At 73.6% G+C, this 25,994-nt stretch carries 23 protein-coding genes; 10 read left to right on the top strand and 13 right to left on the bottom strand.

Annotated elements, in window-relative coordinates; all coding sequences use genetic code 11:
* Nucleotides 1-59: 59 nt before the first annotated feature.
* Entirely contained in the window at nt 60-2,078 is a 2,019-nt protein-coding gene (locus C9F11_RS26475) for a TPM domain-containing protein (protein ID WP_138967028.1), read from the top strand.
* Nucleotides 2,079-2,204: 126 nt separating this feature from the next.
* Nucleotides 2,205-2,918: a PspA/IM30 family protein gene (locus C9F11_RS26470; RefSeq protein ID WP_138961593.1), complete on the top strand. Its 714-nt coding sequence runs from the start codon at nt 2,205-2,207 to the stop codon at nt 2,916-2,918.
* 203 nt (nt 2,919-3,121) lie between these two features.
* Here the strand turns inward: C9F11_RS26470 and C9F11_RS26465 are convergent, their stop codons facing one another.
* From C9F11_RS26465 to C9F11_RS26430, 8 genes are all read right to left on the bottom strand, one after another.
* A complete protein-coding gene (locus C9F11_RS26465; RefSeq protein ID WP_249401899.1) occupies nt 3,122-6,184 on the bottom strand; it encodes a SpoIIE family protein phosphatase in 3,063 nt (1,020 codons plus the stop codon).
* A gap of 184 nt (nt 6,185-6,368) precedes the next feature.
* Complete coding sequence (locus C9F11_RS26460; RefSeq protein ID WP_138961592.1) at nt 6,369-6,809, bottom strand: ATP-binding protein; 441 nt, start codon at nt 6,807-6,809, stop codon at nt 6,369-6,371.
* A gap of 243 nt (nt 6,810-7,052) precedes the next feature.
* The gene (locus C9F11_RS26455) at nt 7,053-7,457 is read right to left on the bottom strand and encodes a (deoxy)nucleoside triphosphate pyrophosphohydrolase (protein WP_138961591.1); all 405 of its coding nucleotides are present in this window, start codon (nt 7,455-7,457) and stop codon (nt 7,053-7,055) included.
* A gap of 24 nt (nt 7,458-7,481) precedes the next feature.
* Entirely contained in the window at nt 7,482-7,664 is a 183-nt protein-coding gene (locus C9F11_RS26450) for an SPOR domain-containing protein (RefSeq protein WP_030687960.1), read from the bottom strand.
* Nucleotides 7,665-8,090: 426 nt separating this feature from the next.
* Nucleotides 8,091-8,843 (bottom strand): GntR family transcriptional regulator, encoded by a 753-nt coding sequence (locus C9F11_RS26445; protein WP_138961590.1) that lies wholly within the window; start codon nt 8,841-8,843, stop codon nt 8,091-8,093.
* A gap of 146 nt (nt 8,844-8,989) precedes the next feature.
* Nucleotides 8,990-10,246: an alpha/beta hydrolase gene (locus C9F11_RS26440; protein WP_171075845.1), complete on the bottom strand. Its 1,257-nt coding sequence runs from the start codon at nt 10,244-10,246 to the stop codon at nt 8,990-8,992.
* Nucleotides 10,247-10,479: 233 nt separating this feature from the next.
* Entirely contained in the window at nt 10,480-12,063 is a 1,584-nt protein-coding gene (locus C9F11_RS26435) for a S8 family peptidase (RefSeq protein WP_138961589.1), read from the bottom strand.
* A 257-nt stretch (nt 12,064-12,320) separates the two neighbouring features.
* Nucleotides 12,321-12,827, bottom strand: a complete 507-nt coding sequence (locus C9F11_RS26430) for a MarR family transcriptional regulator (protein ID WP_138961588.1) — start codon at nt 12,825-12,827, stop codon at nt 12,321-12,323.
* Between the two features lie 165 nt (nt 12,828-12,992).
* Here C9F11_RS26430 and C9F11_RS26425 point away from each other — a divergent pair, with 165 nt between their 5' ends.
* Nucleotides 12,993-13,625, top strand: a complete 633-nt coding sequence (locus tag C9F11_RS26425) for a malonic semialdehyde reductase (protein ID WP_138961587.1) — start codon at nt 12,993-12,995, stop codon at nt 13,623-13,625.
* A 232-nt stretch (nt 13,626-13,857) separates the two neighbouring features.
* Nucleotides 13,858-15,093: an MFS transporter gene (locus C9F11_RS26420; protein WP_138961586.1), complete on the top strand. Its 1,236-nt coding sequence runs from the start codon at nt 13,858-13,860 to the stop codon at nt 15,091-15,093.
* A gap of 57 nt (nt 15,094-15,150) precedes the next feature.
* Here the strand turns inward: C9F11_RS26420 and C9F11_RS26415 are convergent, their stop codons facing one another.
* Nucleotides 15,151-16,569: an amidase gene (locus tag C9F11_RS26415; protein WP_138961585.1), complete on the bottom strand. Its 1,419-nt coding sequence runs from the start codon at nt 16,567-16,569 to the stop codon at nt 15,151-15,153.
* A 118-nt stretch (nt 16,570-16,687) separates the two neighbouring features.
* Between C9F11_RS26415 and C9F11_RS26410 the strand changes: the two genes are divergently transcribed.
* Nucleotides 16,688-17,269, top strand: coding sequence for a Uma2 family endonuclease (locus C9F11_RS26410; protein ID WP_138961584.1), 582 nt, complete (start codon nt 16,688-16,690; stop codon nt 17,267-17,269).
* A 63-nt stretch (nt 17,270-17,332) separates the two neighbouring features.
* Here C9F11_RS26410 and ychF read toward each other — a convergent pair whose 3' ends face one another.
* A complete protein-coding gene (ychF, locus tag C9F11_RS26405; RefSeq protein ID WP_138961583.1) occupies nt 17,333-18,421 on the bottom strand; it encodes a redox-regulated ATPase YchF in 1,089 nt (362 codons plus the stop codon).
* 298 nt (nt 18,422-18,719) lie between these two features.
* Here ychF and C9F11_RS26400 point away from each other — a divergent pair, with 298 nt between their 5' ends.
* Nucleotides 18,720-19,388, top strand: coding sequence for a DUF6542 domain-containing protein (locus C9F11_RS26400; protein ID WP_138961582.1), 669 nt, complete (start codon nt 18,720-18,722; stop codon nt 19,386-19,388).
* Between the two features lie 12 nt (nt 19,389-19,400).
* Here the strand turns inward: C9F11_RS26400 and C9F11_RS26395 are convergent, their stop codons facing one another.
* Nucleotides 19,401-20,150 carry a polyphosphate--glucose phosphotransferase gene (locus C9F11_RS26395; protein WP_138961581.1) on the bottom strand — a complete coding sequence of 250 codons (750 nt, stop codon included), beginning with the start codon at nt 20,148-20,150 and terminating at the stop codon, nt 19,401-19,403.
* 40 nt (nt 20,151-20,190) lie between these two features.
* On the bottom strand, nt 20,191-21,177 hold the full coding sequence (locus C9F11_RS26390) for a 4-hydroxy-3-methylbut-2-enyl diphosphate reductase (protein ID WP_138961580.1): 987 nt from the start codon (nt 21,175-21,177) through the stop codon (nt 20,191-20,193).
* Between the two features lie 97 nt (nt 21,178-21,274).
* On the opposite strand from C9F11_RS26390, the gene C9F11_RS26385 reads away from it, so the two are divergent.
* The 4 genes from C9F11_RS26385 (at nt 21,275) to C9F11_RS26370 (ending at nt 25,166) form a co-directional block, all read left to right on the top strand.
* Nucleotides 21,275-22,696, top strand: coding sequence for an APC family permease (locus C9F11_RS26385; protein WP_138961579.1), 1,422 nt, complete (start codon nt 21,275-21,277; stop codon nt 22,694-22,696).
* Nucleotides 22,697-22,962: 266 nt separating this feature from the next.
* The gene (xseA, locus tag C9F11_RS26380; protein ID WP_138961578.1) at nt 22,963-24,171 is read left to right on the top strand and encodes an exodeoxyribonuclease VII large subunit; all 1,209 of its coding nucleotides are present in this window, start codon (nt 22,963-22,965) and stop codon (nt 24,169-24,171) included.
* 9 nt (nt 24,172-24,180) lie between these two features.
* A complete protein-coding gene (locus C9F11_RS26375; RefSeq protein ID WP_138961577.1) occupies nt 24,181-24,405 on the top strand; it encodes an exodeoxyribonuclease VII small subunit in 225 nt (74 codons plus the stop codon).
* A 170-nt stretch (nt 24,406-24,575) separates the two neighbouring features.
* Nucleotides 24,576-25,166 carry a malonic semialdehyde reductase gene (locus C9F11_RS26370; RefSeq protein WP_138961576.1) on the top strand — a complete coding sequence of 197 codons (591 nt, stop codon included), beginning with the start codon at nt 24,576-24,578 and terminating at the stop codon, nt 25,164-25,166.
* A 187-nt stretch (nt 25,167-25,353) separates the two neighbouring features.
* Here the strand turns inward: C9F11_RS26370 and C9F11_RS26365 are convergent, their stop codons facing one another.
* Nucleotides 25,354-25,902 carry a DUF4245 domain-containing protein gene (locus tag C9F11_RS26365; RefSeq protein ID WP_138961575.1) on the bottom strand — a complete coding sequence of 183 codons (549 nt, stop codon included), beginning with the start codon at nt 25,900-25,902 and terminating at the stop codon, nt 25,354-25,356.
* Nucleotides 25,903-25,994: the final 92 nt, after the last annotated feature.

Raw genomic sequence — 25,994 nt, 5'->3', positions numbered from 1 at the left:
CGGCAGCCGTGCTCCTCCTCTGGTGCGGGCTGCCGGGGACCGTGCCACCGGCGTCCGCGATGCCTGCCGGGGCCGCCGTGTCCGGTGCCCGGGCGGCGCCCGCCGAGGACCCCGTGCGCCTGGACCGCGACGGCCAGATCACCGACAGGGCGGGCGCGCTCGGGGGCCGTCGAGCCGCCGTCGCCGACGCGCTCGACCGGCTCTACGACGACCGGAAGATCCAGCTCTTCGTGGCCTATGTCCGGGACTTCTCCGGACGGTCCGCGCGGGACTGGGCGGACACCACGGCCGAGCGGAACGGCCTGGGGACGGACGACGTGCTGCTGGCCGTGGCCACCCATGACCGGCAGTACGCGTACTCGGCCGAGCAGGGCTCGCGGTTCAGCGAGGCGCAGCTCAGGGACGTCGCGGCGACCGCCATCGAGCCCGCCCTGCGGCAGCACGACTGGGCGGGGGCGGCGATCGGCGCGGCCCAGGGATACGCGGCCGTGCTCGCCGGGCAGCCCGTGCCCCGGCCCGCGATCACTCCCGGTGAAGCGGATCCGGGCGGCGGGGGCCGGGGTGACGACGGAGTGGCGGGTGACTTGGTGCTGCCCGTGGTCGCGGTCGGCGTGGCGGGCACCTTCGCCGCGGTCGCCTACCGGCGGCGCAGGCGGAGGTTCACGACGCGGACGACGCCCGGCGGCCGGGGCGAGGCGCAGCGGGTCACTCCCCTGCCCGAGCTGGACGCGGACTCCGGGCGGCTGCTCGTCGAGACCGATGACGCGGTGCGCACCAGCGCCGAGGAACTGGGCTTCGCCACCGCGCAGTTCGGTGAGGAGGCGGCACGCCCGTTCGCGGCGGCGGTGGCGTATGCGCGCGCGGAGCTGACGGCGGCGTTCCGGCTGCGGCAGCGGCTCGACGACGCGTATCCGGAGGACGACGCGACGCGGCGGCGGATGCTCGACGAGATCGTGGCGCGCTGCACGGAGGCGGGGCGGCGGCTCGACGCGGAGGCGGCGGCGTTCGACGAGCTGCGTTCCCTGGAGCGCACCGCGCCCAGCGCCCTGGAGCACGCCGAGACGGCGCTCCGGCAGGTCAACGCGCGGGCCATGGAGGCGGAGACGACGCTCAAGGAACTGCGGGCGGCCTACGCGCCGGCGGCGAGCGAGACGGTCGTGGGGAGCGTGGCGCAGGCCAAGGACCGGCTCGCGTTCGCCGCGAGCCAGTTGGACCAGGCCCGCGCGGCCGTCGGCAGCGCCGACAACGGGACGGCCGCCGTGCATCTGCGCGCGGCGGAGGGAGCCGTCGACCAGGCGGGCACGTTCGTGGACGGCGTGACGCGGCTCGCCGGTGAACTCGCCGAGGCCGACCGGCGGTTGCCGGGCGCGCTCAGCGAGGCCGAGGCCGACCTCGCCGACGCGCGCGGCCTCCTTGAGGGCACGGACGCGGGCACGCCGACCGCCGATCTGCGCGGCAGGATCGCCCGGGCCGAGTCCGTCGTGGCGGAGGTGGGGCGCGCGCTGTCGGCGGGGGCGTACGACCCGATCGACGCGCTGCGCCGCGTGGAGGAGGCCGACGCGGCGCTCGACGACGCCCTGGCCGGGGCGCGGCAGCGTGCGAGCGAGGACGACCGGGCCCGGGTGCTCCTCGACCAGGCCCTGCTCACCGCGCGCAGCGCCGTCGCCGCCGCCCGGGACCAGGTGACGACGCACCGGGGCGCGGTGGGCCCCGAGGCCCGGACCCGGCTCGCGGAGGCGGAGCGCCACCTGGAGCGGGCCGAGGCCCCCGGCGGCGCCGCCCCCGCCGCCGCGCTCGCCGCGGCGCAGCGGGCCGACTCCCTGGCGCGGCAGGCCCAGGCGCTCGCCGAGCGGGACGTCCGCGCCTACGGCAATCCGTACGGCGGGGGCTTCGGCGCGGGCGGCCGGGGCGGCGGCATGGGCGGTGCCGTCCTCGGCGGGATCGTCCTCGGGGAGGTCCTCGGCGGGCTGGGGCGCGGGACCGGAAGGGGCGGCGGCGGAGGCTTCGGGGGCGGTGGGCCCGGGACGTTCGGCGGGGGCGGGACGCGGGGGCGGATGGGGGGCGGTGGCCGGTTCTGAACGCGGCCCGGTGCCCCCCCCGCGCCCCTGGCCCCGGGCCAGGGCCAGGCCCCCGGGCCAAGGCCTCGTCACCCCATCCAGTGCCAACCGCCTGGTGCCAACGCCTCGTACAAGGAGAGCGACGACATGACCAAGCAGACGATCCTCGGGCGTGTGACCCAGCTGGCGAAGGCCAATGTGCACGCCCTCCTCGATCAGGCCGAGGACCCGCAGAAGATGCTGGACCAGCTGATCCGCGAGTACACGGACAACATCAAGGAGGCCGAGCAGGCCGTCGCGGCCACCATCGGGGACCTGCGGCTCATGGAGCAGGACCACGAGGAGGACCAGAAGGCGGCCGTCGAGTGGGGCGCGAAGGCGCTGGCCGCGAGCCGGAAGGCGGACGCGCTGCGGATGGCGGACGGGGCCGTCGAGGCCGACCGGTTCGACGGCCTGGCGAAGGTCGCCCTGGGGCGGCAGCTGCGCGCGGAGAAGGAGGCCAAGGAGGCCGAGCCGACGATCGCCGCGCAGAGCGACGTGGTCGCGCGGCTCAAGGACGGCCTCGACTCGATGAAGATCAAGCTGACGGAGCTGCAGTCGAAGCGGAACGAGCTGGTGGCACGGGCCAAGGCCGCGCAGGCGCGGAACCGGATGGCCGACGCCGCCGGGAGCCTGGACGTGCTCGACCCGACGAGCGAGCTGAGCCGGTTCGAGGAGAAGGTGCGCAGGGAGGAGGCGCGGGCCCTGGGCCGGGAGGAGCTGGCCGCGTCGTCGCTCGACGCGCAGTTCGAGCAGCTGGAGAGCCTGAGCGACGAGGCGGAGGTCGAGGCCCGGCTCGCCGCGCTCAAGGCCACCACCTGAGCGCTCCGCTGGATCCGCCGTGCCATGCCGTCGTTCGCCTGCGGGTTCGTCGGGGCTGGTCGCGCAGTTTCCCGCGCCCCTTCGGGGCGCTTCCACCATGCAGCGGACTTCATCATGCCCGCTCAGCACGCCGACCCGCCCCACCCGCGCGGCGCCCGGGCGAAACCCGCGCAGCCCCCACGCGAAGCCCGCGCGAGGCCCCGTCAGAACAGGCTCATCAGCGCCTCCGCCGCGTCCATCGGCGGCGTGTTCCCGTCCGGCAGCGCCAGTTCGAACCAGACCGTCTTGCCGCGCGGGGTGCGCCGTGAGCCCCAGGCCGCGCTGAGCAGGCCGACGAGCTGGAGGCCGCGCCCGCCCTCGTCGGTGTCGCGGGCGCGGCGGCGGCGCGGCTGGACCAGGCCCGCGTCCCACACCTCGCACACCAGGGTGCGGTCGAGGAGCAGCCGGAGCCGGATCTCGCCCTCGCCGTACCGCAGGGCGTTGGTGACGAGTTCGCTGACGAGGAGCTCGGCGGTGTCGACGAGCGCGTCGAGGCCCCACTCCCGCAGGCGCGCGCACGCCAGCTCGCGGGCGTGGCCCACCGAGCGCGGCTCGCGCGGCAGCGTCCAGTCGCCGACGTGCTCGGCGGGCAGCCCCTGGACGCGCGCCATGAGCAGCGCGATGTCGTCCTCGCCGTGGTGGGTGTCCAGGGCGCTGAGGACGTGGTCGCAGATGTCCTCCAGGGCCTGCTCGGGGTCGGTGAGGGCGCTGACGAACGCGTTCAGGCCCTCGTCGAGCGGGTGGTCGCGGGACTCGACGAGGCCGTCCGTGTAGAGGGCGAGCAGGGCGCCCTCGGGCAGGTCGACCTCGACCTCCTCGAAGGGTTCGCCGCCGACGCCGAGCGGCATGCCGGGCGGTACGTCGAGCATGAGCGCGCTCTCGCCGGGTTCGACGAGGACGGGCGGCAGATGACCCGCGTTGGCGATGGTGACGCGCCGGGTGACGGCGTCGTACACGGCGTACACGCAGGTGGCGAGGTACACCTCGGCGAGGTCGTCGGTGTCGCGGGCGCCCCGGGCCGTGGTGCGCCGGGGGCCCGAGGGGTTGCCGAGGCCGCGGGCGATCTCGTCGAGCGCGGCGAGCACCTCGGCGGGTTCCAGGTCGAGCAGGGCCAGGGTCCGCACGGCGGAGCGCAGTTCGCCCATGGTGACGGCGGCGCGCAGGCCGCGGCCCATGACGTCGCCGACGACGAGGGCGGTGCGGTGGCCGGGCAGTTCGATGACGTCGAACCAGTCGCCGCCGACCTCGGTGGCCGCGTTGCCCGGCAGATAGCGGCAGGCGATGTCGAGCCCGGCCGCCTCCGGGTCGCCGGGCGGCAGCAGGGAGCGCTGGAGGATCAGTGCGCGCTCGTGTTCGCGGCGGTAGAGGCGGGCGTTGTCGATGCAGACGGCGGCGCGCGCGGCGAGCTCACCGGCCAGCGCGCGATCGCGTTCGCCGAAGGGCTCGCTGCCCTTCGTACGGGAGAACTGGGCGAGGCCCACGACGGTGTCGTGGGCGACCATCGGGACGGCCAGCGTGGACTGGATGAGGCCGCCGGTCAGCCGGGTCGGCCCGCAGTCGTCACCGGCGGCGATGAGCCGCGCCCGGGCGGTGCGCAGCGCGTCGGCGCAGGACGAGGTGAACGGGAAGCGGTGCACGGAGCCGACGTCGATGGGGCCCGTGCCCTCGGGGAAGGGCGCGTCGGCCACGGCGCTGGCGAAGGCGACGCGGCGCAGTTCGGCGCTGCCGTCGGCGAGCCCCGGCGGCGTCTCGTCGCCGTCGAGGAGGCCTTGGTAGAGGTCGACGGAGGCCAGGTCGCAGAAGCCGGGGACGGCGACGTCGAGGAGTTCGCGGGCGGTGGTCTCCAGGTCGAGGGAGTTGCCGATGCGGGCGCCCGCCTCGTTCAGGAGGGCGAGGTTGCGGCGGGCGTGGGCGGCCTCGCGGGCGGCGACGTGGCGGCTGGTGACGTCGTTGCCGAGGCCCGCGATGCCGATGGGGCGGCCCGAACCGCTGTGCACGCGGTAGAGGTTGACCGACCAGTGGCGGCGCTCGCTGCTGCCGGGGGCGGGCCCGACGATCTGCATGTCGTTGACGGCCTCGCCGGTCTCCAGGACGCGGCGCAGGGCGGCCTGCATGCGGTCGGCCTCGTTGCGCGGCAGGTAGTCGTGGACGGTGCGGCCGCGGTGGTCCTCGGCGGTGCCGCCGAAGACGGCCGCGAAGCGGCGGTTGGCACGCTGCACCTTGAGGTCCGTGCCGAACAGGACGAACCCGAAGGGAGATTGGCCGAAGAGGGCCTGGGAGGCGGCGAGGTCGGACTCGATCTGCTGGAGCGCCCGGACGTCGACGACGAGGCACACGGCGGACCGCTCCCCGTCCGCGGTCCTGGCGGGCATGACATAGACCTCGGCGACGCCCTCGCGAACGGGGGCGGCGGACGCGGCAGATGCGGCGGACGCGGCCAGGGACGAGGTCGCGGTCGCTGCCGGGGACGCGGGCGCAGGCCCGACCGGCTCCGGGAGGCGGAAGGGGACCGATCCCGTCCACTCCCGGCCGTCCAGGATCTCGGCCATCTTCCGGTGGCCGCGCGGCCGCAGCTCCCGCGGGACGAACGCCTCGATCGGGTCCTTGCCGACGGCGTCCCGCGCGGGCACGCCGAACAGCCGCTCGGCCCGGCTGCTCCACTGGTCGACCAGGCCGTCCGGGCCGATCGAGAACGAGGCCACCTTGATGTAGTCGTAGAGGGAGCCCGGCGGGCTGTTCTGCCAGATGATGTCGCCCCGCGTGGGGGGCTGGTCCTCGACGCGCGGCCGCGTGCGGCCCGCGGCGTGGTGACGCGCGTCGACGGCGTCCGAGTCCCCGGCTACGCCATGCGCCGCACCGGCACCTACCGTCCCGGACGCGCCGCGCCCTACGCCACGGCCCTCGTCGGGCCGCGCGCCGCCGCCCGCGCCCTGCCCCGGCAGGTCGCCGCCGGTGCCCTTCGCGGGTACGTCTCCCGTGGCGCCCGGGGCCCGGTCCGCTCCGCCGTCAGCGCGCTCGGGTCCGGCCGCGCCCGCGGGGCCGCGGCCGTGACCGGCCGTCGCGCCGACGGGGCCGTGGTCCGCGCCGCCACCTGCGGTGGTACGCGCACCGTCGCCCGCGCTCGGCGCCGCGGTCCCGACCGGGCCCCCGGCCGCCGACGAGGCTGCCCGCCCCGCCCGCGCCGTCGGCCGCGTCGAACCCGTCGCCTTCGCTGGTATCTCGCTCACGCGAACCGTCCCCTCCAGCTCACCGCATCCGGCACCGGTCACCGGATGTGGCTGCCCGCAGTATCCAGCACTACGGGGCCGTGCCACACGCCGTTCACGATCACGGCACGCACTTACCGCTTTTTGGCCCGTGACCGCCTTGCGTCCGGCCCGTGCATTTGTACGTACCGACGCTCTCTGTCTTCTAACCGGGCAGCGCCAGCTCGAACCACACCGTCTTCCCCGCTGTTCCCCTGCGCCCCGGGCGGGTGCCCCAGCGGCTCGACGACCTGGCGACCAGCTGGATTCCCCGGCCGCCCTCGTCGTCGGGCGCGGCGACGCGCTCGCGCGGCGGGTCGGGCACGGGGTCGGAGACCTCGACGAGGAGCGTGCCCAGCGGGCCCTCGGGGCGGACGAGCCGGACGACGATGGGCCCCGACGCGTACCGCAGGGAATTGGTCACCAGTTCGCTGACGAGCAGGACGGCGACGTCGCCCAGAGGGGCGAGGTCCCAGTCGCCCAGCTGCTTGCGGACGACGGCGCGGGCCGTGCGGACGGCGCCCGGGTCCGCGGGAAAGTCCCACTCGGCGCAGTCGCCTTCGGTGTCGAGCACGCCGATCACTTCCCAGCCGAGCGACGGATCCATGTCCGGTTTCATGGGGTTAATGGGCACATACCCGATATCCCGGTGGGATTACCGTGTTCAAGGTGGCACTGTGGCACGAACGGCGTACGAGAAGCAGAACCTCACCTTGACGAACCTCGCGCGCCCCTTGCCGCCCCGCGCCGCACAGAGGCGCGCCGGGCCCCCTCCCGCCACGCCGGGCCCTCCCCCGGCCACGCCGGAGCCGCGGCCGCCCCGGCGGAGCTACCGTTCGCCTCGGCGGAGCTACCGTTCGCCCCGGCCCGCGAGGCCGAGCGCCCGGACGGCCGGCACGTCCGCCGCCAGCCACTCCACCGTCCACAGCTCGTCGGGCTCCAGCCAGCGCAGCGCGTCGTGGTCCTGGAGCGGCCGCGGCTCCCCCGCGAGCAGCCGGGCCCGCCACACCCGCATCACATAGCCGCGCCCGAGAGGGAACTCCCCCGGCACGCGATCGACGACCTCCGCCTCGACGCCCAGCTCCTCCTTGAGCTCGCGCACCAACGCGTCCTCGTCGCGCTCGCCGGGCTCCACCTTGCCGCCCGGAAGCTCCCAGCGCCCGGCCAGTTCCTCGGGCGCGCTGCGGCGCGCGGCCAGAAGGCGGCGCTCGCCGTCGTACAGTGCGGCGCCGACCACCATGATCCGCTCAGTCATGCGCCGGAGCCTACGCCCGCGGCGTCACCGCCCGCCGTTCTGGTTCAGCCGCTCGATCCAGTACAGCTGCTTGTGCCCGCGGTCGTCCAGGCTGTCGGCGATCTTCTGGGCCTCGGCCTTGGTCGCGTACCTTCCGACGCGGTAGCGGTTGCCGTTGTCGTCTTGCCGTATCACGAGCCAGGGAAGTATGACCGTCCCGTCGTTCATGCCGTCCCTCCGCTCCCCACCCCCGGCGCACCCCACGCCTCGATCAGTAAGGAAACCGCATTCCGCATATGCCCGAGCTTACGCCCGACCTTTACGCAGCGGATACGACTTTGCACAAAGAGATACGCAATCGGCCAGCGCGCAGGGGGCGCACCCTCATGGATGCGCCCCCTGTGTCGGCCACAACCGGCCGCGACGAGCCCTAACTCTCCCCCCTTTACGCCCCGTTGACCCAGGCGCCCCGTCACCGTGCGCCCCGCCCACCGGGGCGCACGACGTTCGCGGAAGAACGGGCCAGGCGGCACCCGGCCAAGGCGTGCGCATGACCAACAGGTAACGGGCCAGGGCGGGTCGGGCCGCGAGAAAGGCCAGATTCCGGCGTCGGCGGACGCCCGCCGGAGGACCGGGAGCGCGCCGGACGGGCCGTCAGCGGACGGGCAGGTGGTACGCGACGCGGTACCGGTCGGCGGGCACCACGATGTCGGCGGTCTCCACGGGGCGGCCCGAGGCGTAGTACGTGCGCTGGACGACGAGGACGACGTGGCCGGGCACCCCGCCGAGCGCGAGCAGTTCCTCGGCGAGGCCGGGGCGGGCGCCGACCTCCTCGGCCACGTTGTCGACGACCACGTCGATGGCGGCCATGCGGTCGACGACGCCGCAGCCACCGAGCGGGCCCTCCTCCGGGAGCATCACGGGGGTGCGGCCGGTGACGGCGAGCGGCTCCCAGGAGGTGGAGAGCATCATCGCCTCCCCCGCGTCCCGGAAGACGTACTTGGTGCACATGACGCGGTCGCCCACGCGGATGCCGAGCCGCTCGGCGACGGCGCCGGTCGCCTCGGCCTGCTCGCTGCGGGACTCCCAGGTGCCGCGGGTGCCGTCGGCGGCCTGCTCCTGACGGAAGGGCGAGGAGGTGCCGGGGCCGCGGAAGCCCGTGCGCGCGATGCGGCGCGGGACGGGGCGCTCGCGCACATAGGTGCCGGAGCCGGAGCGCCCCTCGACCAGACCCTCGGCCATGAGGACCTTGCGGGCCTCCAGGGCGACCGTGTCCGAGACGCCGTACTCCTCGCGGATCCTGGCCTGCGAGGGGAGCCGGGTGTGCGGAGGCAGCGAACCGTCGGCGATCTTCTTGCGGAGATCACCCGCGACGCGCAGATAGGCCGGCTGCTCACCGAAAGTCACTGGCCACTCCCATCAGGTTGACAGACAGCAACAGCGTGGCAACCGTGGGTTGTTGGCCGCAACCCTAGGCCAAGGAATCACCCGAAGTGATGATTTCCCGGTCCGCAGGGCTTTACGCAGTGCCTTTCCGGCGCTATATCCCTCAACTATCCGTGATTCCCGGTCAGTTGACGCTCATGCGTCCGGCCGGTGACACCGGCGGGGCGGGGCGGTCGGCCCGCGATCCCGTCCAGGAAGCGCCCGAGCGCGGCTCGCGCGACCTGGCTCGCCCACCCGCCCCAGTTGACGTCGAAGCAGTGGTCGGCCCAGGGCAGTTCGACGTAGGTCGCGGGCGCCCCGGCGACGGCGAGGCGTCGGGCCAGGTCACGCGCCTGCGCCACCGGCACGGCCCGGTCCGCGCCGCCGTGCAGGAGCAGCGTGGGCGGCACCCGGTGGTGGACGAGCCGCGCGGGCGAGCCGAGCCGGTAGCGCTCGGGCGCACCGGCCGCCGAACCGCCCATCAGACGCGGCATCAGCGGATCGGCGCGCAGCACGGTCCGTTCGATGAGGCGCCGCATGTCCGTGGGCCCGTACAGCGAGACCACTCCGGCCACGGGACGGTCACGCATCGCGCACGCCGACCGCGCGCGGCGCTCACTCTTCGTACCCGCCGCACGCCATGCGCCCGGTGTGTGCGAGGAGGGCGCCTGCGCGTAGGCGGCGGCGAGCGCCAGGTTGCCACCGGCGGAGCTGCCCGCGAGGACCAGGCGCTCGGGGTCCACGCCGTAGGTGCGCGCGTGCCGCCGCACCCAGCGCACCGCGCACCGTACGTCACGGATCTGGTCGAGCTGGGTGACGCGCGGCGCGAGGCGGTAGTCGATGTCGAAGACCGACCAGCCGCGCGCGTTGAACCAGCGGTTCCAGCGGGGCGACTGACTGCGGTGGCCCTTGTTCCAGCCGCCGCCGTGCACCCAGACCACGGCGGGCCGCCGCGCCGCGGGCCGTTCCGGCAGCGTCCACAGGTCGAGCCGGACGCGCTCGCCGCCGGGGCGCGCGTAGGTGATGCCGCGCCCCCGGGCGGGCGTCTTGGCGTAGTTGACGCCGCCGCTGACGTATGTGCCGAGGTCCAGGCTCGCGCCGTGGCGCTCGGCGGTGCGGTACGCCGCCGCGTACGGCATCACTCCGTACACCAGGGCGGCGAACGCGGTGAGGGCGGCGGCGCCCGCCCACCACGGGCACCGCCGCGCCGCGCACACGGCGGCCGCGAGCCCGAGCAGCGCGGGCGGCACGAGGACGAGGCTCCAGGAGGTGACCGCGACGGCGGCGGCCACGAGGGCGGGGACGCGGGGCAGTGGTGCGGCGACGAGCACGGCGAGCGCGGCGTCGAGCAGGCAGAGGACGGCCAGGAGCCCGCGGATGACCACGCCACAGAACTATCACAGAAGCAGACAAAAGGCCCTTAGGGTCACCTTCCCGACCACCCCGCGCGCCCCACCGACTCGCGCGCCCCACCGACCGCCGACGCATCGACCCGCCGCCCGCGCACGCCCCGCCCCACGCACGCCTCACCCCCGCGGGCGGCACCCGGGAAGGACCCGGGAACCGCACCACGGGGGCGAGGTCACTGACTCATGTCACCGCTGCGCCGGGGAAGGGCTCAGAACTGCAGGCCCCAGCTGTCCAGGGTGCCCTCGTCCTGGTCCGCGTTGTCGGTCACCCGGAGCTTCCAGGTGCCGTTGGCGGTCTCGGAGGAGGCGTCGACCGTGTACGCGGTGTTGATGTCGTCCGAACTGCCGCCCACGCCGAAGTCCTTGAGGACGTACGCCGTGGTGTCGGGGGCGACGAGCTCGACCTTCAGGTCACCGATGTACGTGTGCTTGATGGCGACCGGCACGCTCAGCGTCGACGGGGCGTTGCCCGCGACGCCGGAGACCGTGATCGGGGACTCCACGGAGGAGTTGTCGGTGATGGAGAAGTCCGCGCCGTTCTCGAACTTCGGTCCCGGCGGGTTGGTGCCGCCGCCGCCCACGTACAGCAGGCGGTTGGGCGAGCCGGTGCCGGGGCTGCCGACGACGTTCGGCGTTGCCGCGCTGACCAGGGCCTGGGAGACCTGGGCCGGGGTGGCCGTGGGGTTCTCGGCGACGTACAGGGCGGCGGCGCCCGCGACGTGCGGCGAGGCCATCGACGTGCCGGAGATGGTGTTGGTGGCCGTGTCGCTGGTGTTCCACGTCGACGTGATGTTGGAGCCGGGCGCGAACAGGTCCAGGACGGTGCCGAAGTTGGAGTAGCTGGCCTTGGCGTCGGTGTTGGTGGTGGCGCCGACGGTGATGGCCTCGGTGACGCGTGCGGGCGAGCGGGTGTTGGCGTTGGTGGTCTCGTTGCCCGCCGCGACGGCGTAGGTGATGCCCGCCGCGATGGAGTTGCGCACGGCCGTGTCGAGCGCGCTGTCGGCCGGGCCGCCGAGGCTCATGTTGGCGACGGCGGGCTTGGTGGCGTTGCGCGTCACCCAGTCGATGCCCGCGACGACCTGGGCGGTGGTGCCGGAGCCCTGGTTGTTGAGCACGCGGACACCGACGATCTTCGCCTTCTTGGCGACGCCGTGCGCGATGCCGCCGACGGTGCCGGCGACGTGCGTGCCGTGGCCGTGGCCGTCCTGCGCGACGTTGTCGTTGTCGACGGCGTCGTAGCCGTCGGCGGCGCGGCCGCCGAAGTCCTGGTGGCTCTTCCGGACGCCGGTGTCGATGATGTAGACGGTGGCGCCCTCACCGGCCTTGTCCGGATACGTGTACTTCTGGTCGAGGGGGAGGTTGCGCTGGTCGATGCGGTCCAAGCCCCACGACGGCGGGTTGGGCTGGGTCCCGGCGACCTTGTAGGTGCGGTTCTGCACGACGGAGGTGACGGCCGGGTCGGCGGCGAGCTTCTTCGCCTCGGCCTCCGAGGCCTGTACCTCGTAGCCGTTGAGCACCTTCTTGTACGTCCGCTCGATCTCCGCGCCGTGCTTCGTCGCCAGGGCACGGCCCTTGGCCGAATCCGCCTTCGCGGCGTCCTCGTCGAGCGTGACGATGTAGCTGTTCGCGACGGAGCCGGGGGCGCCCGCGTACTGGATCCTGCCTTCCGGGGCGCTCGGCTGCGCGGCCGCCGGGAGGGCGGACACGACACCCAGGGCGACCGCCGTGGCGGCGGCCAGGGCGAGCGGGCCTGCACCTGTCAGTCTTCGTCGACTGTGACGCGTCACTGCCATCTGAGGGGTCCTCCTCGATCGGTGGTGCGCCTGTGGGGGATGCGACAGGGGCATGACAATGCAGTGGCGGCATGTCTACGCCGAGTTGATCAGTGGTCAACTCTCTGTCGCCGTCGAAAGGTTGTCGGATCCCCAAGGGACGCACAAGGGTGGCGTTCGGACGTAACACGATTGCCATGTGCGGGTCATGGCCGGAATGTGGCGCCGGGCGGGCCCGCGAAGGCCCGCCCGCCCGTCGGCGCGCACCCCGCGGCCGACTACGTGATCGACGTGTCGCCGTGCAGCTCCAGGAACTTGCGGAGCAGCTCAGCCGCGCGCAGGACCTCGTCGCGGTCGAGGCCGTCGAGGAGCCGGTCGTAGTTCTCCAGGTGCTCGACCATCAGCGTGTCCGTGAGTTCCTTGCCGCGCTCGGTGAGCTGAATCCTGACGGTCCGCCGGTCGGCGGCGTCCCGGACGCGCCGGACCAGACCCTTGGCCTCCATGCGGTCGATGCGGTTGGTGATCGCACCCGAGGTCACCATGGCGGCCTTGAGGAAGGCGCCCGCGGTCAGGGCGTACGGCGGCCCGGAGCGGCGCAGCGTGGTGAGGACGTCGAACTCGCCGGTCTCCACCCCGTGCCGGGCGTGGAACGCCTTCGCCTCCCGGTCGAGCACCCGGTGCGCGCGCTGCACCCTGGCGATCAGCTGCACCGGCCACAGGGCGTCGGTCAGCTCGGGCCGCTCCTTCTCCCACTGCCCGACGATGGCGTCCACGGCGTCGCTCATGCGGACCCACTCTCCTTCGCTTCTGCTCTCTCAACGGACGACTTCTCAATGTTAAGACACTTGACGCTGAACGAACCCGCGTGCTTTTATCTCAACGTTGAAACTCTCACTGCTCAGAAGACGAGCGCGAAGAGAACGAACGCGAAGAGAATCAAGGAGCACCCGATGACCGCCGCCGCCGAGCCCGCGCTCGCCCCCCACGCCCAGCCCGCTCTCGCCCTCGCCCCCCACGCCCAGGACCTGCTCTTCCGCGAGGCCCGCACCGCCAACACCTTCACCGACGAGCCCGTCACCGACGAGCAGATCCAGGCCGTCTACGACCTGATCAAGTACGGCCCGACGGCTTTCAACCAGTCGCCGCTGCGCGTGGTGCTCGTCCGCACCCCGCGGGGGCGCGAGCGGCTCCTGAAGCACATGGACGAGGGCAACCGCGCCAAGACCGCCACCGCCCCGCTGGTCGCGATCCTCGCCACGGACCACGAGTTCCACGAGGAGATGCCGCGCCTGGTGCCGCACGCGCCCGACGCCGGCCGCACGTACTTCTCCGAGCGCGCGGTGCGCGAGCAGTCCGCCCTGCTCAACGGGACCCTCCAGGCCGCGTACTTCATCGTCGGCGTACGCGCCGCGGGGCTCGCCGCCGGGCCGATGACCGGGTACGACGCGGCGGGCCTGCGCGCGGAGTTCCTGGACGACGACCACGAGCCGCTGATGGTCGTCAACATCGGCAGGCCCGGCCCGGACGCCTGGTTCCCGCGCTCGCCCCGCCTGCCGTACGACGACGTGGTCACGACGGTCTGACCCGGCCGCGCCACGAGGGCCCGACCCGGGGTCGGCGTGCCGGTCCGGCCTGGCTTCGACGCCATGGCCCGACCCGACGGCCCGCCCCGGCCTCGCCACCACGGCCCTGCCCGGCCTCGTCACCACGGCCCGACCCGGCCTCGCCACCACGTCCAACCCGACGGCCCCGCACCACGTCGTCACCACGGCCCGCCACCCGGCCGCCGCACACCATTCGCTTCAGGGGGTTCCCATGTCCACCGTCACCGTCCTCGGCAAGGCCGTCCCGCGCCCCGCCGCCAAGGGCACCGCACCGGTCCGCGCCGGTCAGGTCCCCATCGGCTGGCTGGCGCTGCTCGCCGCGCCGGTCGCCGCCGGGGCCAACGCGCCGGTGCTGATCCTGCCGGACATGGCACGCTCCCTCGGCGTGGCCACCGCCACGGCGACCTGGCTGGTCACCGCCTTCGCCTGGGCCATGGCGGCGGGCACCCCGCTGCTCGCCGGACTCCTGCGCCGCCGCGGCCTCGCCACGGTGCTGCGGCTGAGCACGGCCCTCGTCCTCGGCGGCACCGCGCTCGTCGCCGCCGCGCCCTGGCTGCCCGTGGCCCTGGCGGGCCGCGCCGCGCAGTCCCTGGGCGGCGCGGGCCTGGTCGCCATCGCGATGAACCTCGCGGGCAACGCCCGCCGCATGGGCGTGATCAGCTCCGGCTTCGGCATCCTCGGCGCGGCGGGCCCGCTGCTCGGCGCGACGCTCACCGACGCCGTGTCGTGGCGGCTCGCGCTCGCGGTCTCGGCGGTCGCGCTCGTGGCCGTACCGGTGGTCGCCCGCTACGCCGGCCAGACGCCGCCCGCCCAGGGCCGCTTCGACGCCCGCGGCGCCACGCTCCTCATCGCGCTCGCCACGGCCCTGATCCTGCTGCCCACCGCCCCGCTGCCCGCGCTCGCGGGCGCCCTGGCCGCCGCGGTGCTCCTCGGCGCGCACGTCCGCCGCCGCCCCGAGGGCTTCGTCCCGGCCCGCCTCCTGCGCTCCCCGCTCTTCGTGACCTCCGCCGTGCTCGGCGCGGCCCTGTCCACCTCGTACTTCACGCTCCTGTTCACCGTGCCGCGGCTGCTCCAGGACCGCGCGGGCTGGACCACCGGCACGATCGGCACCGGCCAGCTGGTCACCCTGCTCATCGCGTCGGCCGCGTCCTGGCTGCTCGCCGCGGGCTCGGCCCGCATGGGGCGCGCGGCCGTGCGCACGGTCCTGATCGCCGTGGGCGTGACGGCGGCCGTCACCGCGGCCTTCGCGACCTCGGGCGCCCTGCTCCTGCTGGCCGCGGGCGCGGCGGCCTTCACCGCGACGGGCGCCAACGCGACGCTCTCCGTGCAGGCCGCCTCGGCCGCCACGGACGCCCAGCGCCCCACCGCGATCGGCCTGTTCGCCCTCAGCTACCAGCTCGGCGGCGCCTTCGGCCCCGGCCTCGCCACCCTGCTCGTCCTCGGCTAGCCCCCCGCGCACGCACCGCGGCCCCCGCCCCCGTCCGGGCGGGGGCCGCGCCCCTGTTCACACCGCGGGCCGCCGACGCCCCCACCCCGTCGCGGCCTCGAAGGCGGCCCCCACCTCCAGGACGGCCCGCTCGGCCCGGGGCGGCCCCACGATCTGGACCCCGACCGGAAGCCCGGCCTCCGTGAACCCGGCGGGCACGGCGAGGGCGGGCCCGCCGAGCAGCGACACGTACGACGCCGACCGCATCCAGTCGATGTACGTCTCCTGCGCCCGGCCGTCCACGACCCGCGGGTACTCCCACTCCACCGGGAACGGCGCGACCTGGCTCACCGGCGCGAGCAGCACGTCGTACCGCTCGAAGAACCCGGCGGCCGCGCGCAGGATGCGGGTGTGCCCGGCCGTGGCCGCCGCGAGGTCGGCGCCGGTCAGCTTCCGGCCCTCCTCGATGTTCCACACCACGCTGGCCTTGAGCAGCGCGCGGTGCTCGTCGAGGAGCGGGCCCAGCCCCAGCAGGAAGGCCTGCGCGCGCAGCGTACGGAAGACGGCGTCGGCCCCGTCCAGGTCCGGGCAGTCCTCCTCGACCCGCCACCCGAGCGCCTCGAACACCGCACCCTGCCGGTCCAGTACGTCCCGTACGTCGGGGTCGACCGGCACCCGTCCGCCCAGGTCCGGCGCCCACGCGACCCGCAGCCCCCGGGTGTCGCGCTCCAGCGGCGCCCGGAACGAGGCGGCGGGCGGGGTGTCGAGCGACAGCGGACAGCGCGGATCCGGCCCGGCGATGACGGACAGCAGCAGCGCCACGTCGGCGACCGTACGCCCCATGGGCCCCGGCACGGTCAGGCTGTCCCACGCGTTCGCCGCCGGGTACGACGGCACCCGGCCCGGCGTCGGCCGCAGCCCCACGACGTTGCAGAAGGAGGCCGGATTGCGCAGCGAGCCGCCCATGTCGCTGCCGTCCGCGAGCGGCTGGAGGCCCGCCGCGAGCGCGGCCGCCGCTCCCCCGCTGCTGCCGCCCGCGGAGCGCCCGAGGTCGTAGGGGTTGCGCGTCGCGCCGAACACGGCGTTGAAGGTGTGCGACCCGGCCCCGAGCTCCGGCACGTTGGTCTTGCCGAAGCCCACGGCTCCCGCCGCCCGCATCCGCGCCACGATCAGCTCGTCCTCGTCCGGCACCCACTCGGCGAACACCCTCGACCCCAGCGTGGTCCGCGTCCCCCGCGTCAGATGCGTGTCCTTGAACGCCACCGGCAGCCCGTGCAACGGCCCCACGTCCCCGCCCCCGGCCAGCCGCTCATCCGCCAGCCCGGCCGCCGCGAGCGCCCCCTCACCATCCACCGAGACAACGGCGTTCACCCCCGCATTGACCCGCCCCACCCGCCCCAGCTGCGCCCCCACCACCTCCCGAGCGGACACCTCCCCCACCCGCACCATCCGCGCAAGCTCCACGGCATCGACAAAACAGAGATCGTCGTCGTCCATACCGGACCACGGTGGAGGCGAGGGAACGGCGCGTCAACAGTGCGGCCGACGGACCGCCAGCGCCCCCCGAACCGACGTTCCCACCGCCTGGTCGGCCGCCCCTCGGTACGGTGGGGGCATGACCGCCTTGCCCGACTGGATGCGCCCTCCACGCGCGGAGGGCTGGTTCGCGGAGGACCTGGACCACCTCCCGGAGGCCCCGCGTCACACCGAGCTGATCGATGGAGCCCTCGTCTTCATGATGTCGCCACAGAGGTGGTGGCACGGCCACCTCATCACCTTGCTCGCCGTTGCGCTCATGGAGCAAGCACCCGCCGACATCAGCATCGGCCGTGAAATGACCATCAAGCTCGACGCCCGCAACCGCCCCGAACCCGATCTCCTGGTGACCACGGCCGACTTCGAAGGCGACCGCACCTGGTTCGCGCCGGAAGAGGTCCGTCTCGTCGTCGAGGTCGTCTCCCCCGAATCCGCCCACCGCGACCGCACCGTCAAGCTCCGCAAGTACGCCGAGGCAGGCATCCCGCACTACTGGCGCGTCGAGGACGAGGACGGCGCGCCCGTCATCCACGTCTACGAACTGGACGAGCCGACCCGTGCCTACGCGCCCGCCGGCATCTTCCGCCACTCCCTCGAACGGGAGCTCCCGTTCGAGATCAGCCTCGACCTCGACAAGCTCACCCCGCCGCGAAAGAGCTGACACTGCACCGCGCGACGCGAAGGGGCCGGGTTCACCAGAACCCGGCCCCTTCGCGTGCACGCGTCAGACGTTGAAGCGGAACTCCACCACGTCCCCGTCCTGCATCACGTACTCCTTGCCCTCCATGCGGGCCTTGCCCGCCGCGCGGGCGTCGGCCACCGAGCCCGTTTCGACCAGGTCGGCGAAGGAGATGACCTCGGCCTTGATGAAGCCCTTCTGGAAGTCGGTGTGGATGACACCGGCGGCCTCGGGGGCCGTGGCGCCCTTCTTGATGGTCCAGGCGCGGGACTCCTTGGGGCCTGCCGTCAGGTAGGTCTGGAGGCCGAGGGTGTCGAAGCCGACGCGGGCGAGGGTGGCGAGGCCGGGCTCCTCGGCGCCGACGGACTGGAGGAGCTCCAGGGCGTCGTCCTCGTCCAGCTCGGCGAGGTCGGCCTCCAGCTTGGCGTTGAGGAAGATGGCCTCGGCGGGGGCGACCAGGGCGCGCTGCTCGGCCTTGAAGGCGTCGTCGGTCAGCTCGTCCTCGTCCACGTTGAAGACGTAGAGGAAGGGCTTGGTGGTGAGGAGGTGCAGGTCGTGGAGCAGTTCCTCGTTGCCCGAGCCCTGGACGATGCCCGCGGAGAAGAGCGTGTCGCCCTTCTCCAGGATCTCCTTGGCCTCCTCGACGGCCTTGACCTTCGGCGCGATGTCCTTCTTGATGCGCGACTCCTTCTGGAGGCGCGGCAGGACCTTCTCGATCGTCTGGAGGTCGGCGAGGATCAGCTCGGTGTTGATCGTCTCGATGTCGTCCTTGGGCGAGACCTTGCCGTCGACGTGGACGACGTTCTCGTCCGCGAAGGCGCGGATGACCTGGCAGATCGCGTCGGACTCGCGGATGTTCGCCAGGAACTTGTTGCCCAGGCCCTCGCCCTCGCTGGCGCCGCGCACGATGCCGGCGATGTCCACGAAGTCGACGGTCGCCGGGAGGATCTTCTGGGAGCCGAAGATCTCGGCGAGCTTGTCCAGGCGGGTGTCGGGGACGCCGACCACGCCCACGTTCGGCTCGATCGTCGCGAACGGGTAGTTGGCCGCAAGGACGTCGTTCTTGGTCAGGGCGTTGAACAGGGTCGACTTGCCGACGTTGGGCAGACCGACGATTCCGATCGTGAGCGACACGTTGCGACTTCCCGTACGTGAGGAGTGGGGTCTTGGCTGGGGCTGTGCGAGGGCCCCGTGGGCGGACCCGGCGGCTGCTGCGCTCGCCGCCCCCGTCGTCCCCGTCGTCCGGGGTCCCCGGGGCCCGCGGTGGTCCCTCACCGGCCCCGCACTGCCTGGGGCACGATCCACCAGTCTACGGTGTGCCGGGCCCCGTGCCCCGCCCGCGTACCGCCTCCGCGTCGAACGCCGGACCAAGCTCGGCCAAAACGCGTGTCCCAGTCCCGGTTCCGCCCCCGGCCCGACCTAGGTTGGTGCGGTGGAGCAACACAGGACCCGTCCCCCGCGCGCCAGGCCGCGCCCCGCCGCGCCCCTGCCCGGGCAGGGCAGCCCCACGGAGTCGGCGACGGTCTACCGGGCCGCCTCCCGGCCGCCCGGCGCCTCGTCCCCGCTCGCCCGGATCCTGCGCAGGAACCCGGTGTACCGGGCCCTGAGTCGGGTGCCGCTGTACCGCAAGCTGCGCCGCATGCCGAACCCGCGCCTCACCGGGCTGGGCAGCGGCCTGTTCGCGGCCGTCGTCATGCTGCTGCTCGCGTGCCTGCTGCGGCTGCTCTTCGGCAGCTCGGTGGTCGCCTACGGAGTGCTGTTCCTGCCGGTCAGCGCGCTCACCGCGCTGTGGGTGCGGCCCGCCGACCTGGTCACCGCGCCCGTCGCCGTGCCGATCGCCTTCGCGGCCGGGGTGCTGCCCATCGCCGAGGGCACCGGCGGCTTCGGCGGCCACTTCATGGGCCTGCTCACCTTGCTGGCCCTGCACGCGGGCTGGCTGTACGGCGGCACGCTGGTCGCCGGGGTGATCGTGACCGTACGCAAGCTGCGCCTGATGGGGCGCAGGCGCGCGCAGCGCAAGGAGCAGCGCCCGCCGCAGAGCAGGCGCCCGCCGCGGCCGGGCGACCACACCCCGCCGGGGCGCCGCGTACCGGCGTCCTAGCGCGGCCCGGCCCTAGCCCCCGGCGGTCGCCCTCGCGGCCATGGCCGCCCCCACGATCCCGGCGTTGTTCTGCAGCTTCGCCGGGATCAGCTCGGCCCGGACGCCCTCGATCAGGGGCAGGAACTTGTGGGCCTTGCGGCTGACGCCGCCGCCGATGACGAACGCCTCGGGCGAGAACAGCATCTCCACGTGCGCCAGGTACTTCTGCACGCGGCGCGCCCAGTGCTCCCAGGTCAGGTCCTCGTCCTCGCGGGCCTTGGAGGAGGCGCGCTTCTCCGCGTCGTGGCCGTGCAGCTCCAGATGGCCGAGCTCCGTGTTCGGCACGAGGCGGCCGCCGGTGAAGACGGCGCTGCCGATGCCCGTGCCGAGGGTGAGCACGATGACCGTGCCGGTGCGGCCGCGGCCCGCGCCGAAGTGCATCTCGGCGACGCCCGCCGCGTCCGCGTCGTTCAGCACGGTGACCGGGACGCCGCCGAGACGGTCGGCGATCAGGCCGCGGATGTCCGTGCCGATCCAGCTCTTGTCGACGTTCGCCGCCGTGCGGGCCGTGCCGTCGGTGATGACACCGGGGAAGGTGGCGCCGACCGGTCCCGACCAGCCGAAGTGCTCGACGACCTCGCACACGCGCGCCACCACGCCCTCGGGCGTGGCCGGGTGCGGCGTCAGGACCTTGTGCCGCTCCTGCGCCAGGTCTCCGCGGTCCAGGTCCACGGGAGCGCCCTTGATCCCGGATCCGCCGATGTCCACACCGAAGATCTGCATGGCCCCACGGTACGACGCCGGACCGGCACTGACGCGGTGGTCACTTCTTCCCGGACAGCTCCGCGGCCTCGGTGCGCAGGTCCCGGCGGAGCTCCTTGGGCAGCGAGAACGTGATCGACTCGTCGGCCGTCTTCACCGTCTCCACGTCCGCGTACCCGCGCTCGGCCAGCCACTCGATGACGCCGTCCACCAGGACGTCCGGGACGGACGCGCCCGAGGTGAGGCCGACCGTGGTCACGCCCTCCAGCCAGGCCTCGTCGATCTCGCCCGCGTTGTCCACCAGGTGCGAGGCGGGCACGCCCGCCTCCAGGGCGACCTCGACCATGCGGATGGAGTTCGAGGAGTTCTTGGAGCCGACGACGATGACGAGCTCCGCGTCCTCGGCGAGCTTCTTGACCGCGGTCTGGCGGTTCTGCGTGGCGTAGCAGATGTCGTCGCTGGGCGGCGAGAGCAGGTTCGGGAACTTGTTCTTCAGGGCGCCGACCGTCTCCATCGTCTCGTCGACGGAGAGCGTGGTCTGGGAGAGCCAGACGACCCGGTCCGGGTCGCGGACCTCGACGTTCGCGACGTCGTCGGGGCCGTCGACCAGCGTGATGTGGTCGGGGGCCTCGCCCGACGTGCCGATGACTTCCTCGTGGCCCTCGTGGCCGATCAGGAGGATGTCGAAGTCCTCCTTGGCGAACCGGACCGCTTCCTTGTGGACCTTGGTGACCAGCGGGCAGGTCGCGTCGATCGTGGCGAGCTTCCGCTCGGCGGCCTCCTCGTGCACGGTCGGCGCGACGCCGTGCGCGGAGAACATCACGATGGACCCCTCGGGCACCTCGTCCACCTGGTCGACGAAGATCGCGCCCTTCTTCTCCAGGGTCTGCACGACGTACTTGTTGTGGACGATCTCGTGGCGGACGTAGATCGGGGCCCCGTACTGCTCCAGGGCCTTCTCGACGGCGATCACGGCACGGTCCACGCCCGCGCAGTAGCCACGGGGAGCGGCGAGCAGGACACGGCGGGAGCCAGGCGTTGCAGTCATAGGCCCATCGTAAGGCCGCGTACGAGAGGTCAAAGATCGCCTGTGTGGGGAGACTGGGAGCCAAGTGTGCGATCAGCGTCAGGCACCCGGAGGCACGATGTCCGCCCACAGCACGAATGCGCACCCGCCGTCCGACGGCGACCGCGGGTCCGCCACGAACGGGACCGCGGCCGGGACCGAGGGCGAGGGCCTGCGGCGCAGCCTCGGCTTCCGCGACCTCGTCGTCTACGGACTCCTCTTCATCGCCCCCATGGCCCCCGTCGGCGTCTTCGGGACCCTGGACGCCAAGTCGCACGGCGCGGTGGCGCTGGTGTACGTCGTGGCGACGGTGGCCATGGCGTTCACCGCTTTCAGCTACGCCCAGATGGTGCGGGTGGTGCCCCAGGCGGGCTCGGTCTTCGCGTACGCGCGCGTGGGCCTCGGCAACGGCGCGGGATTCATCGCGGGCTGGATGGCGATGCTGGACTATCTGCTGATCCCCGCGGTCGCGTACCTCTTCTCCGGGATCGCCATGCACGAGCTGGTGCCGGAGGTGTCCCGGTGGGTGTGGACGGCGATCGCGGTGGCCGTGACGACCGCCCTGAACCTGTGGGGCGTGCGGCCCGCCGCACGGGTCGGCTTCGCGGTCCTCGCCATGGAGATCGTGGTCCTGGTGGTGTTCGTGGTGTCCGCGATCGTGGTCCTCGCGCGCGACGGCGCGGAGCGGGGCTGGCTCTCGCCCCTTTCGGGCGACGGTACGCAAGGCGCGTTCGCCCTCTCCGCGGTGGTGGGCGCGGTGTCCGTGGCGGTCCTGTCCTACCTGGGCTTCGACGCGATCGCCTCGTTCGCGGAGGAGGTCACCGGGGGCTCGGCGAAGGTGGCGCGGGCGGTCCTGTTCTGCCTGGCCCTGACGGGTGTCCTGTTCGTGGCGCAGACGTATCTGGTGGCCCTGATGACCCCGGTGTCCTCCGCCGACCTGGCCGCGCACCCCGGTGACCAGGGTTCCGCCTTCTACTCGGCCGTGGAGGCCTCCGTCGGCTCCTGGCTGCACGACCTGGTGGCGGTGAGCAAGGCCATCGGCGCGGCCTTCGCGGCGCTCGCCGGGCAGGCCGCGGCGGGCCGGCTGCTCTTCGCGATGAGCCGGGGGCGGCGCCTGCCCCGGCTCCTGTCCCGTACGGAGTCCGGTACTCCGCGGGTGGCCCTGCTGTGCGCGGCGGCCGTGACGCTGGTCGCGGCCGTGTGGGCCGCGCGCCGCGACGACGGCATGAACCACCTGGTCTCGGTCGTCGACATCGGCGCTCTGACGGCCTTCGCCCTGCTGCACGCGAGCGTGGTGGGGTGGTTCGCGGTGCGACGCCGGGGCGGCCCGGTGAGCTGGTGGCGGCACGTCCTCGTGCCGGTCGTGGGCGCGGCGATCGTCATCGCGGTCATCAAGGAGGCGTCGGGCTCCGCGCAGGTGGTGGGCGCGATCTGGTTGGCGGCGGGGTTGGTGGTGCTGGCGGTACAGGGCGTGCGGAGGGGGGCGCCGGAAGGGGGGTAGGGCCGCGGAGCGGCGGGGACGCGGCCGAGGAGCCACGGGCGGGCGAGTACGCCGCGGAGCGGCGGGGAGGGGGCCCGGGCAGGCGAAGCCGGGGAGCCACGGGCGGGTGGGCGAGCACGCCGCGGAGCGGCGGGGATACGGCCCGCGCCGGCGAAGCCGGGGAGCCACGGGCGGGCGGGTGGGTGGAAACCCGCCGCGGAGCGGCGGAGAAGCCCCGGCCGCCGCGGAGCGGCGGCACTGTCGGCCCGGACGGCTAGTCTCACGGCATGGCTCTGAACACGTCCGCCGACACCCCCCTCCCCGTGGGCGAGGTCTCGCGCCTCATCGGCGGCTGGATCGACCGGCTCGGCGCCGTGTGGGTCGAGGGGCAGATCACTCAGCTGTCCCGGCGCCCCGGCGCGGGCGTGGTGTTCCTGACGCTGCGCGACCCGTCGCACGACATCTCGGTGAGCGTCACGTGCTACCGCCAGGTGTTCGACGCGGTCGCGGACGTCGTCTCGGAGGGCGCCCGCGTCGTCGTCCACGCCAAGCCGGAGTGGTACGCGCCGCGCGGCCAGCTGTCCCTGCGCGCGGCGGAGATAAGGCCGGTCGGGGTCGGCGAGCTGCTCGCCCGGCTCGAGCAGCTGAAGAAGACGCTCGCCGGTGAGGGCCTGTTCGCCGCCGACCGCAAGCGGCCGCTGCCGTTCCTGCCGCAGCTGATCGGCCTGGTCTGCGGCCGCGCGTCGGCCGCCGAGCGCGACGTCCTGGAGAACGCCAGGCACCGCTGGCCCGCCGTCCGCTTCGAGGTGCGCAACGTGGCGGTGCAGGGCGTGCACGCGGTGCCGCAGGTGGTGCAGGCCGTCAAGGAGCTGGACGAGCTCGCCGAGGTCGACGTGATCATCGTGGCGCGCGGCGGCGGCAGCGTGGAGGACCTCCTGCCGTTCTCGGACGAGCAGCTGGTGCGGACGGTCGCCGCGTGCCGTACGCCGGTCGTGTCGGCGATCGGCCACGAGCCGGACAACCCCCTCCTCGACCACGTGGCGGACCTGCGCGCCTCGACGCCGACCGACGCCGCGAAGAAGGTCGTACCGGACGTCGGCGAGGAGCTGGAGCGGGTCGCGTTCCTGCGGGAGCGGGCCCGGCGCAGCGTGGTGGCGTTCCTGGAGCGCGAGGAGCGGGGCCTCGCGCACGCCCTCGCCCGGCCGTGCATGGAGCGGCCGCACCGCATGGTCGAGGAACGCGAGGAGCAGGTCACGGCGTATGTGGACCGGGCCCGGCGCACGCTCGGGCACCTCCTGGACCGCGCGGACTCGGAGCTGGCCCACACGCACGCACGCGTGGTGGCGCTCTCCCCCAAGGCCACGCTCCAGCGGGGGTACGCGGTGCTGCAGAAGCAGGACGGCGCCGTCGTCCGGGCGGCGGACGAGGTGACGGACGGCGAAGCGCTGCGCGCGCGGGTCGCCGAAGGCGATTTCCCCGTACGGGTCGACATCTAGGGTGGGCGCATGACCAGCAAGACGGACGAAGCCGCCGGGACGGCGGGCGCGCTCGGCTACGAGCAGGCGCGGGACGAGCTCATCGAGGTGGTGCGCCGCCTGGAGGCCGGGGGCACCTCCCTGGAGGAGTCCCTGGCCCTGTGGGAGCGGGGCGAGGAGCTGGCGGCGGTGTGCCGGCGCTGGCTGGAGGGCGCCCGGGCCCGGCTGGACGCCGCGCTGGCCGAAGAGGACTGAGGCCCGGCCCCGGGGAGCCGCCCCGGCCCGTCCGGAGTGTTGCGTAGCTCACCCTGCCCCCACTTTAGTTGAAGATTGAACCTCACCGGAGTAAGGTCATCCTCACGTCCCCGCCCCTGACGTACGGCCCCCCGTACGACGACGCATTGAGATTGAGAAGGCTGACTCAGATGTCCCTCGTTCTTGACCCCGCCGCCCAGGACCTGCTCTTCCGCGAGGCCCGCACCGCCAACACCTTCACCGACGAGCCCGTCACCGACGAGCAGATCCAGGCCATCTACGACCTGGTCAAGTACGGCCCGACCGCGTTCAACCAGTCGCCGCTGCGCGTGACCCTGGTGCGTACGCCGGAGGCCCGTGAGCGGCTCGTGCAGCACATGGCCGAGGGCAACCGCCCCAAGACCCTGACGGCCCCGCTCGTGGCGATCCTGTCGGCGGACAACGAGTTCCACGAGGAGCTGCCGCACCTCTTCCCGCACTTCCCGCAGGCCAAGGACGCCTTCTTCGCCGAGCGCCCGGTCCGCGAGCAGGCCGCGGGCCTGAACGCCGCGCTGCAGGCCGCGTACTTCATCGTCGGCATCCGCGCCGCGGGCCTCGCCGCGGGCCCGATGACCGGGCTGGACTTCGCGGGCGTGCAGAAGGAGTTCCTGGACGAGGACCACACCCCGCTGATGGTCATCAACATCGGCAAGCCGGGCGAGGACGCCTGGTTCCCGCGCTCCCCGCGCCTTGAGTTCGACCAGGTCATCACGACCGTCTGAGCGACGCCCGCGCGCACGGCACCCCCGTACCGCACGTCAGAGGCCCCCGGCACTGTGCCGGGGGCCTCTGGCGTTACGGGATCGCGTTACGAGATCGCACTACGGGGTCGCACTGCGAGATCGCGCCACGGGACCGTAGAACGGGATCACGGGACGGACTCGCGGTGCGGCGAGCGCGCGAGGGGGGTCAGCCCGCCTTCACCGGCTCCACCGGCGTCCGCTTCATCTCCAGCGACTCCACCATCGTCGACAGCTGGTCGAACGGGGCCGTGCCGAGCACCACGGTCGTGGCGCCCTTGTCCTCAAGGACGAGCGCCTTGTAGTGCGCGCCCTTGTAGCGCTGCCACGTCTTGCCCGCGATCTTCTCCGTCGCGTCCGTCTTCCGGGCCTTCTGCGTGGCCTCGTCGATGAACTCGGACGGCTTGCCGGTGGACTGCTTGATGGCCACGTACTCGCCGGCCGGGTCGAGGAAGCCCAGGTGCCAGTTGTCGTGGGCCGCGCCGTTGTACCGGACGGAGGTGGGCTTCCAGGACTCGGGCAGGCCCTTGGGGGCCGCCACCGGGTACGGCGCCGCCCGCCGGGCCGTCAGGAGTTCGACGCGGTAGTCGACCCGCTCGACCGGATCCTTGGACTCGTCGTGCGGGATGAACACGTAGATCGCCGCCACAACGAGGCCGATGACGGCCAACGAGAGCAGCATGTTGCGCACGGTCTGCTTGCCAGTTCTGCCTGCCACGCCCCCCATCGTCGCAGGTCCCCTGCGGGCCTCTCGCACGCCCCCTCCCTTGCCGCCGGTCCGCTCATGCGTGGGGCCCCCTGCTCACTTTG

The sequence above is a fragment of the Streptomyces sp. YIM 121038 genome, from assembly GCF_006088715.1.
Taxonomy (GTDB): Bacteria; Actinomycetota; Actinomycetes; order Streptomycetales; family Streptomycetaceae; genus Streptomyces.
The sequence above is the reverse complement of the archived record's forward strand: the minus strand, read 5'-3'. Positions and strand labels throughout refer to the sequence as shown.

What these genes read in the sequence shown, in the direction of transcription:
- C9F11_RS26470 (WP_138961593.1), top strand. Translation starts at nt 2,205, where the DNA reads ATGACCAAGCAGACGATCCTCGGGCGTGTGACCCAGCTGGCGAAGGCC.
- C9F11_RS26450 (WP_030687960.1), bottom strand. Translation starts at nt 7,664, where the DNA reads ATGAACGACGGGACGGTCATACTTCCCTGGCTCGTGATACGGCAAGAC.
- C9F11_RS26395 (WP_138961581.1), bottom strand. Translation starts at nt 20,150, where the DNA reads ATGCAGATCTTCGGTGTGGACATCGGCGGATCCGGGATCAAGGGCGCT.
- C9F11_RS26410 (WP_138961584.1), top strand. Translation starts at nt 16,688, where the DNA reads ATGACCGCCTTGCCCGACTGGATGCGCCCTCCACGCGCGGAGGGCTGG.
- C9F11_RS26435 (WP_138961589.1), bottom strand. Translation starts at nt 12,063, where the DNA reads ATGGCAGTGACGCGTCACAGTCGACGAAGACTGACAGGTGCAGGCCCG.
- C9F11_RS26425 (WP_138961587.1), top strand. Translation starts at nt 12,993, where the DNA reads ATGACCGCCGCCGCCGAGCCCGCGCTCGCCCCCCACGCCCAGCCCGCT.
- C9F11_RS26370 (WP_138961576.1), top strand. Translation starts at nt 24,576, where the DNA reads ATGTCCCTCGTTCTTGACCCCGCCGCCCAGGACCTGCTCTTCCGCGAG.
- C9F11_RS26375 (WP_138961577.1), top strand. Translation starts at nt 24,181, where the DNA reads ATGACCAGCAAGACGGACGAAGCCGCCGGGACGGCGGGCGCGCTCGGC.
- C9F11_RS26475 (WP_138967028.1), top strand. Translation starts at nt 60, where the DNA reads ATGCCTGCCGGGGCCGCCGTGTCCGGTGCCCGGGCGGCGCCCGCCGAG.
- C9F11_RS26385 (WP_138961579.1), top strand. Translation starts at nt 21,275, where the DNA reads ATGTCCGCCCACAGCACGAATGCGCACCCGCCGTCCGACGGCGACCGC.
- C9F11_RS26430 (WP_138961588.1), bottom strand. Translation starts at nt 12,827, where the DNA reads ATGAGCGACGCCGTGGACGCCATCGTCGGGCAGTGGGAGAAGGAGCGG.
- C9F11_RS26420 (WP_138961586.1), top strand. Translation starts at nt 13,858, where the DNA reads ATGTCCACCGTCACCGTCCTCGGCAAGGCCGTCCCGCGCCCCGCCGCC.
- xseA (WP_138961578.1), top strand. Translation starts at nt 22,963, where the DNA reads ATGGCTCTGAACACGTCCGCCGACACCCCCCTCCCCGTGGGCGAGGTC.
- C9F11_RS26460 (WP_138961592.1), bottom strand. Translation starts at nt 6,809, where the DNA reads ATGGATCCGTCGCTCGGCTGGGAAGTGATCGGCGTGCTCGACACCGAA.
- C9F11_RS26390 (WP_138961580.1), bottom strand. Translation starts at nt 21,177, where the DNA reads ATGACTGCAACGCCTGGCTCCCGCCGTGTCCTGCTCGCCGCTCCCCGT.
- C9F11_RS26455 (WP_138961591.1), bottom strand. Translation starts at nt 7,457, where the DNA reads ATGACTGAGCGGATCATGGTGGTCGGCGCCGCACTGTACGACGGCGAG.
- C9F11_RS26415 (WP_138961585.1), bottom strand. Translation starts at nt 16,569, where the DNA reads ATGGACGACGACGATCTCTGTTTTGTCGATGCCGTGGAGCTTGCGCGG.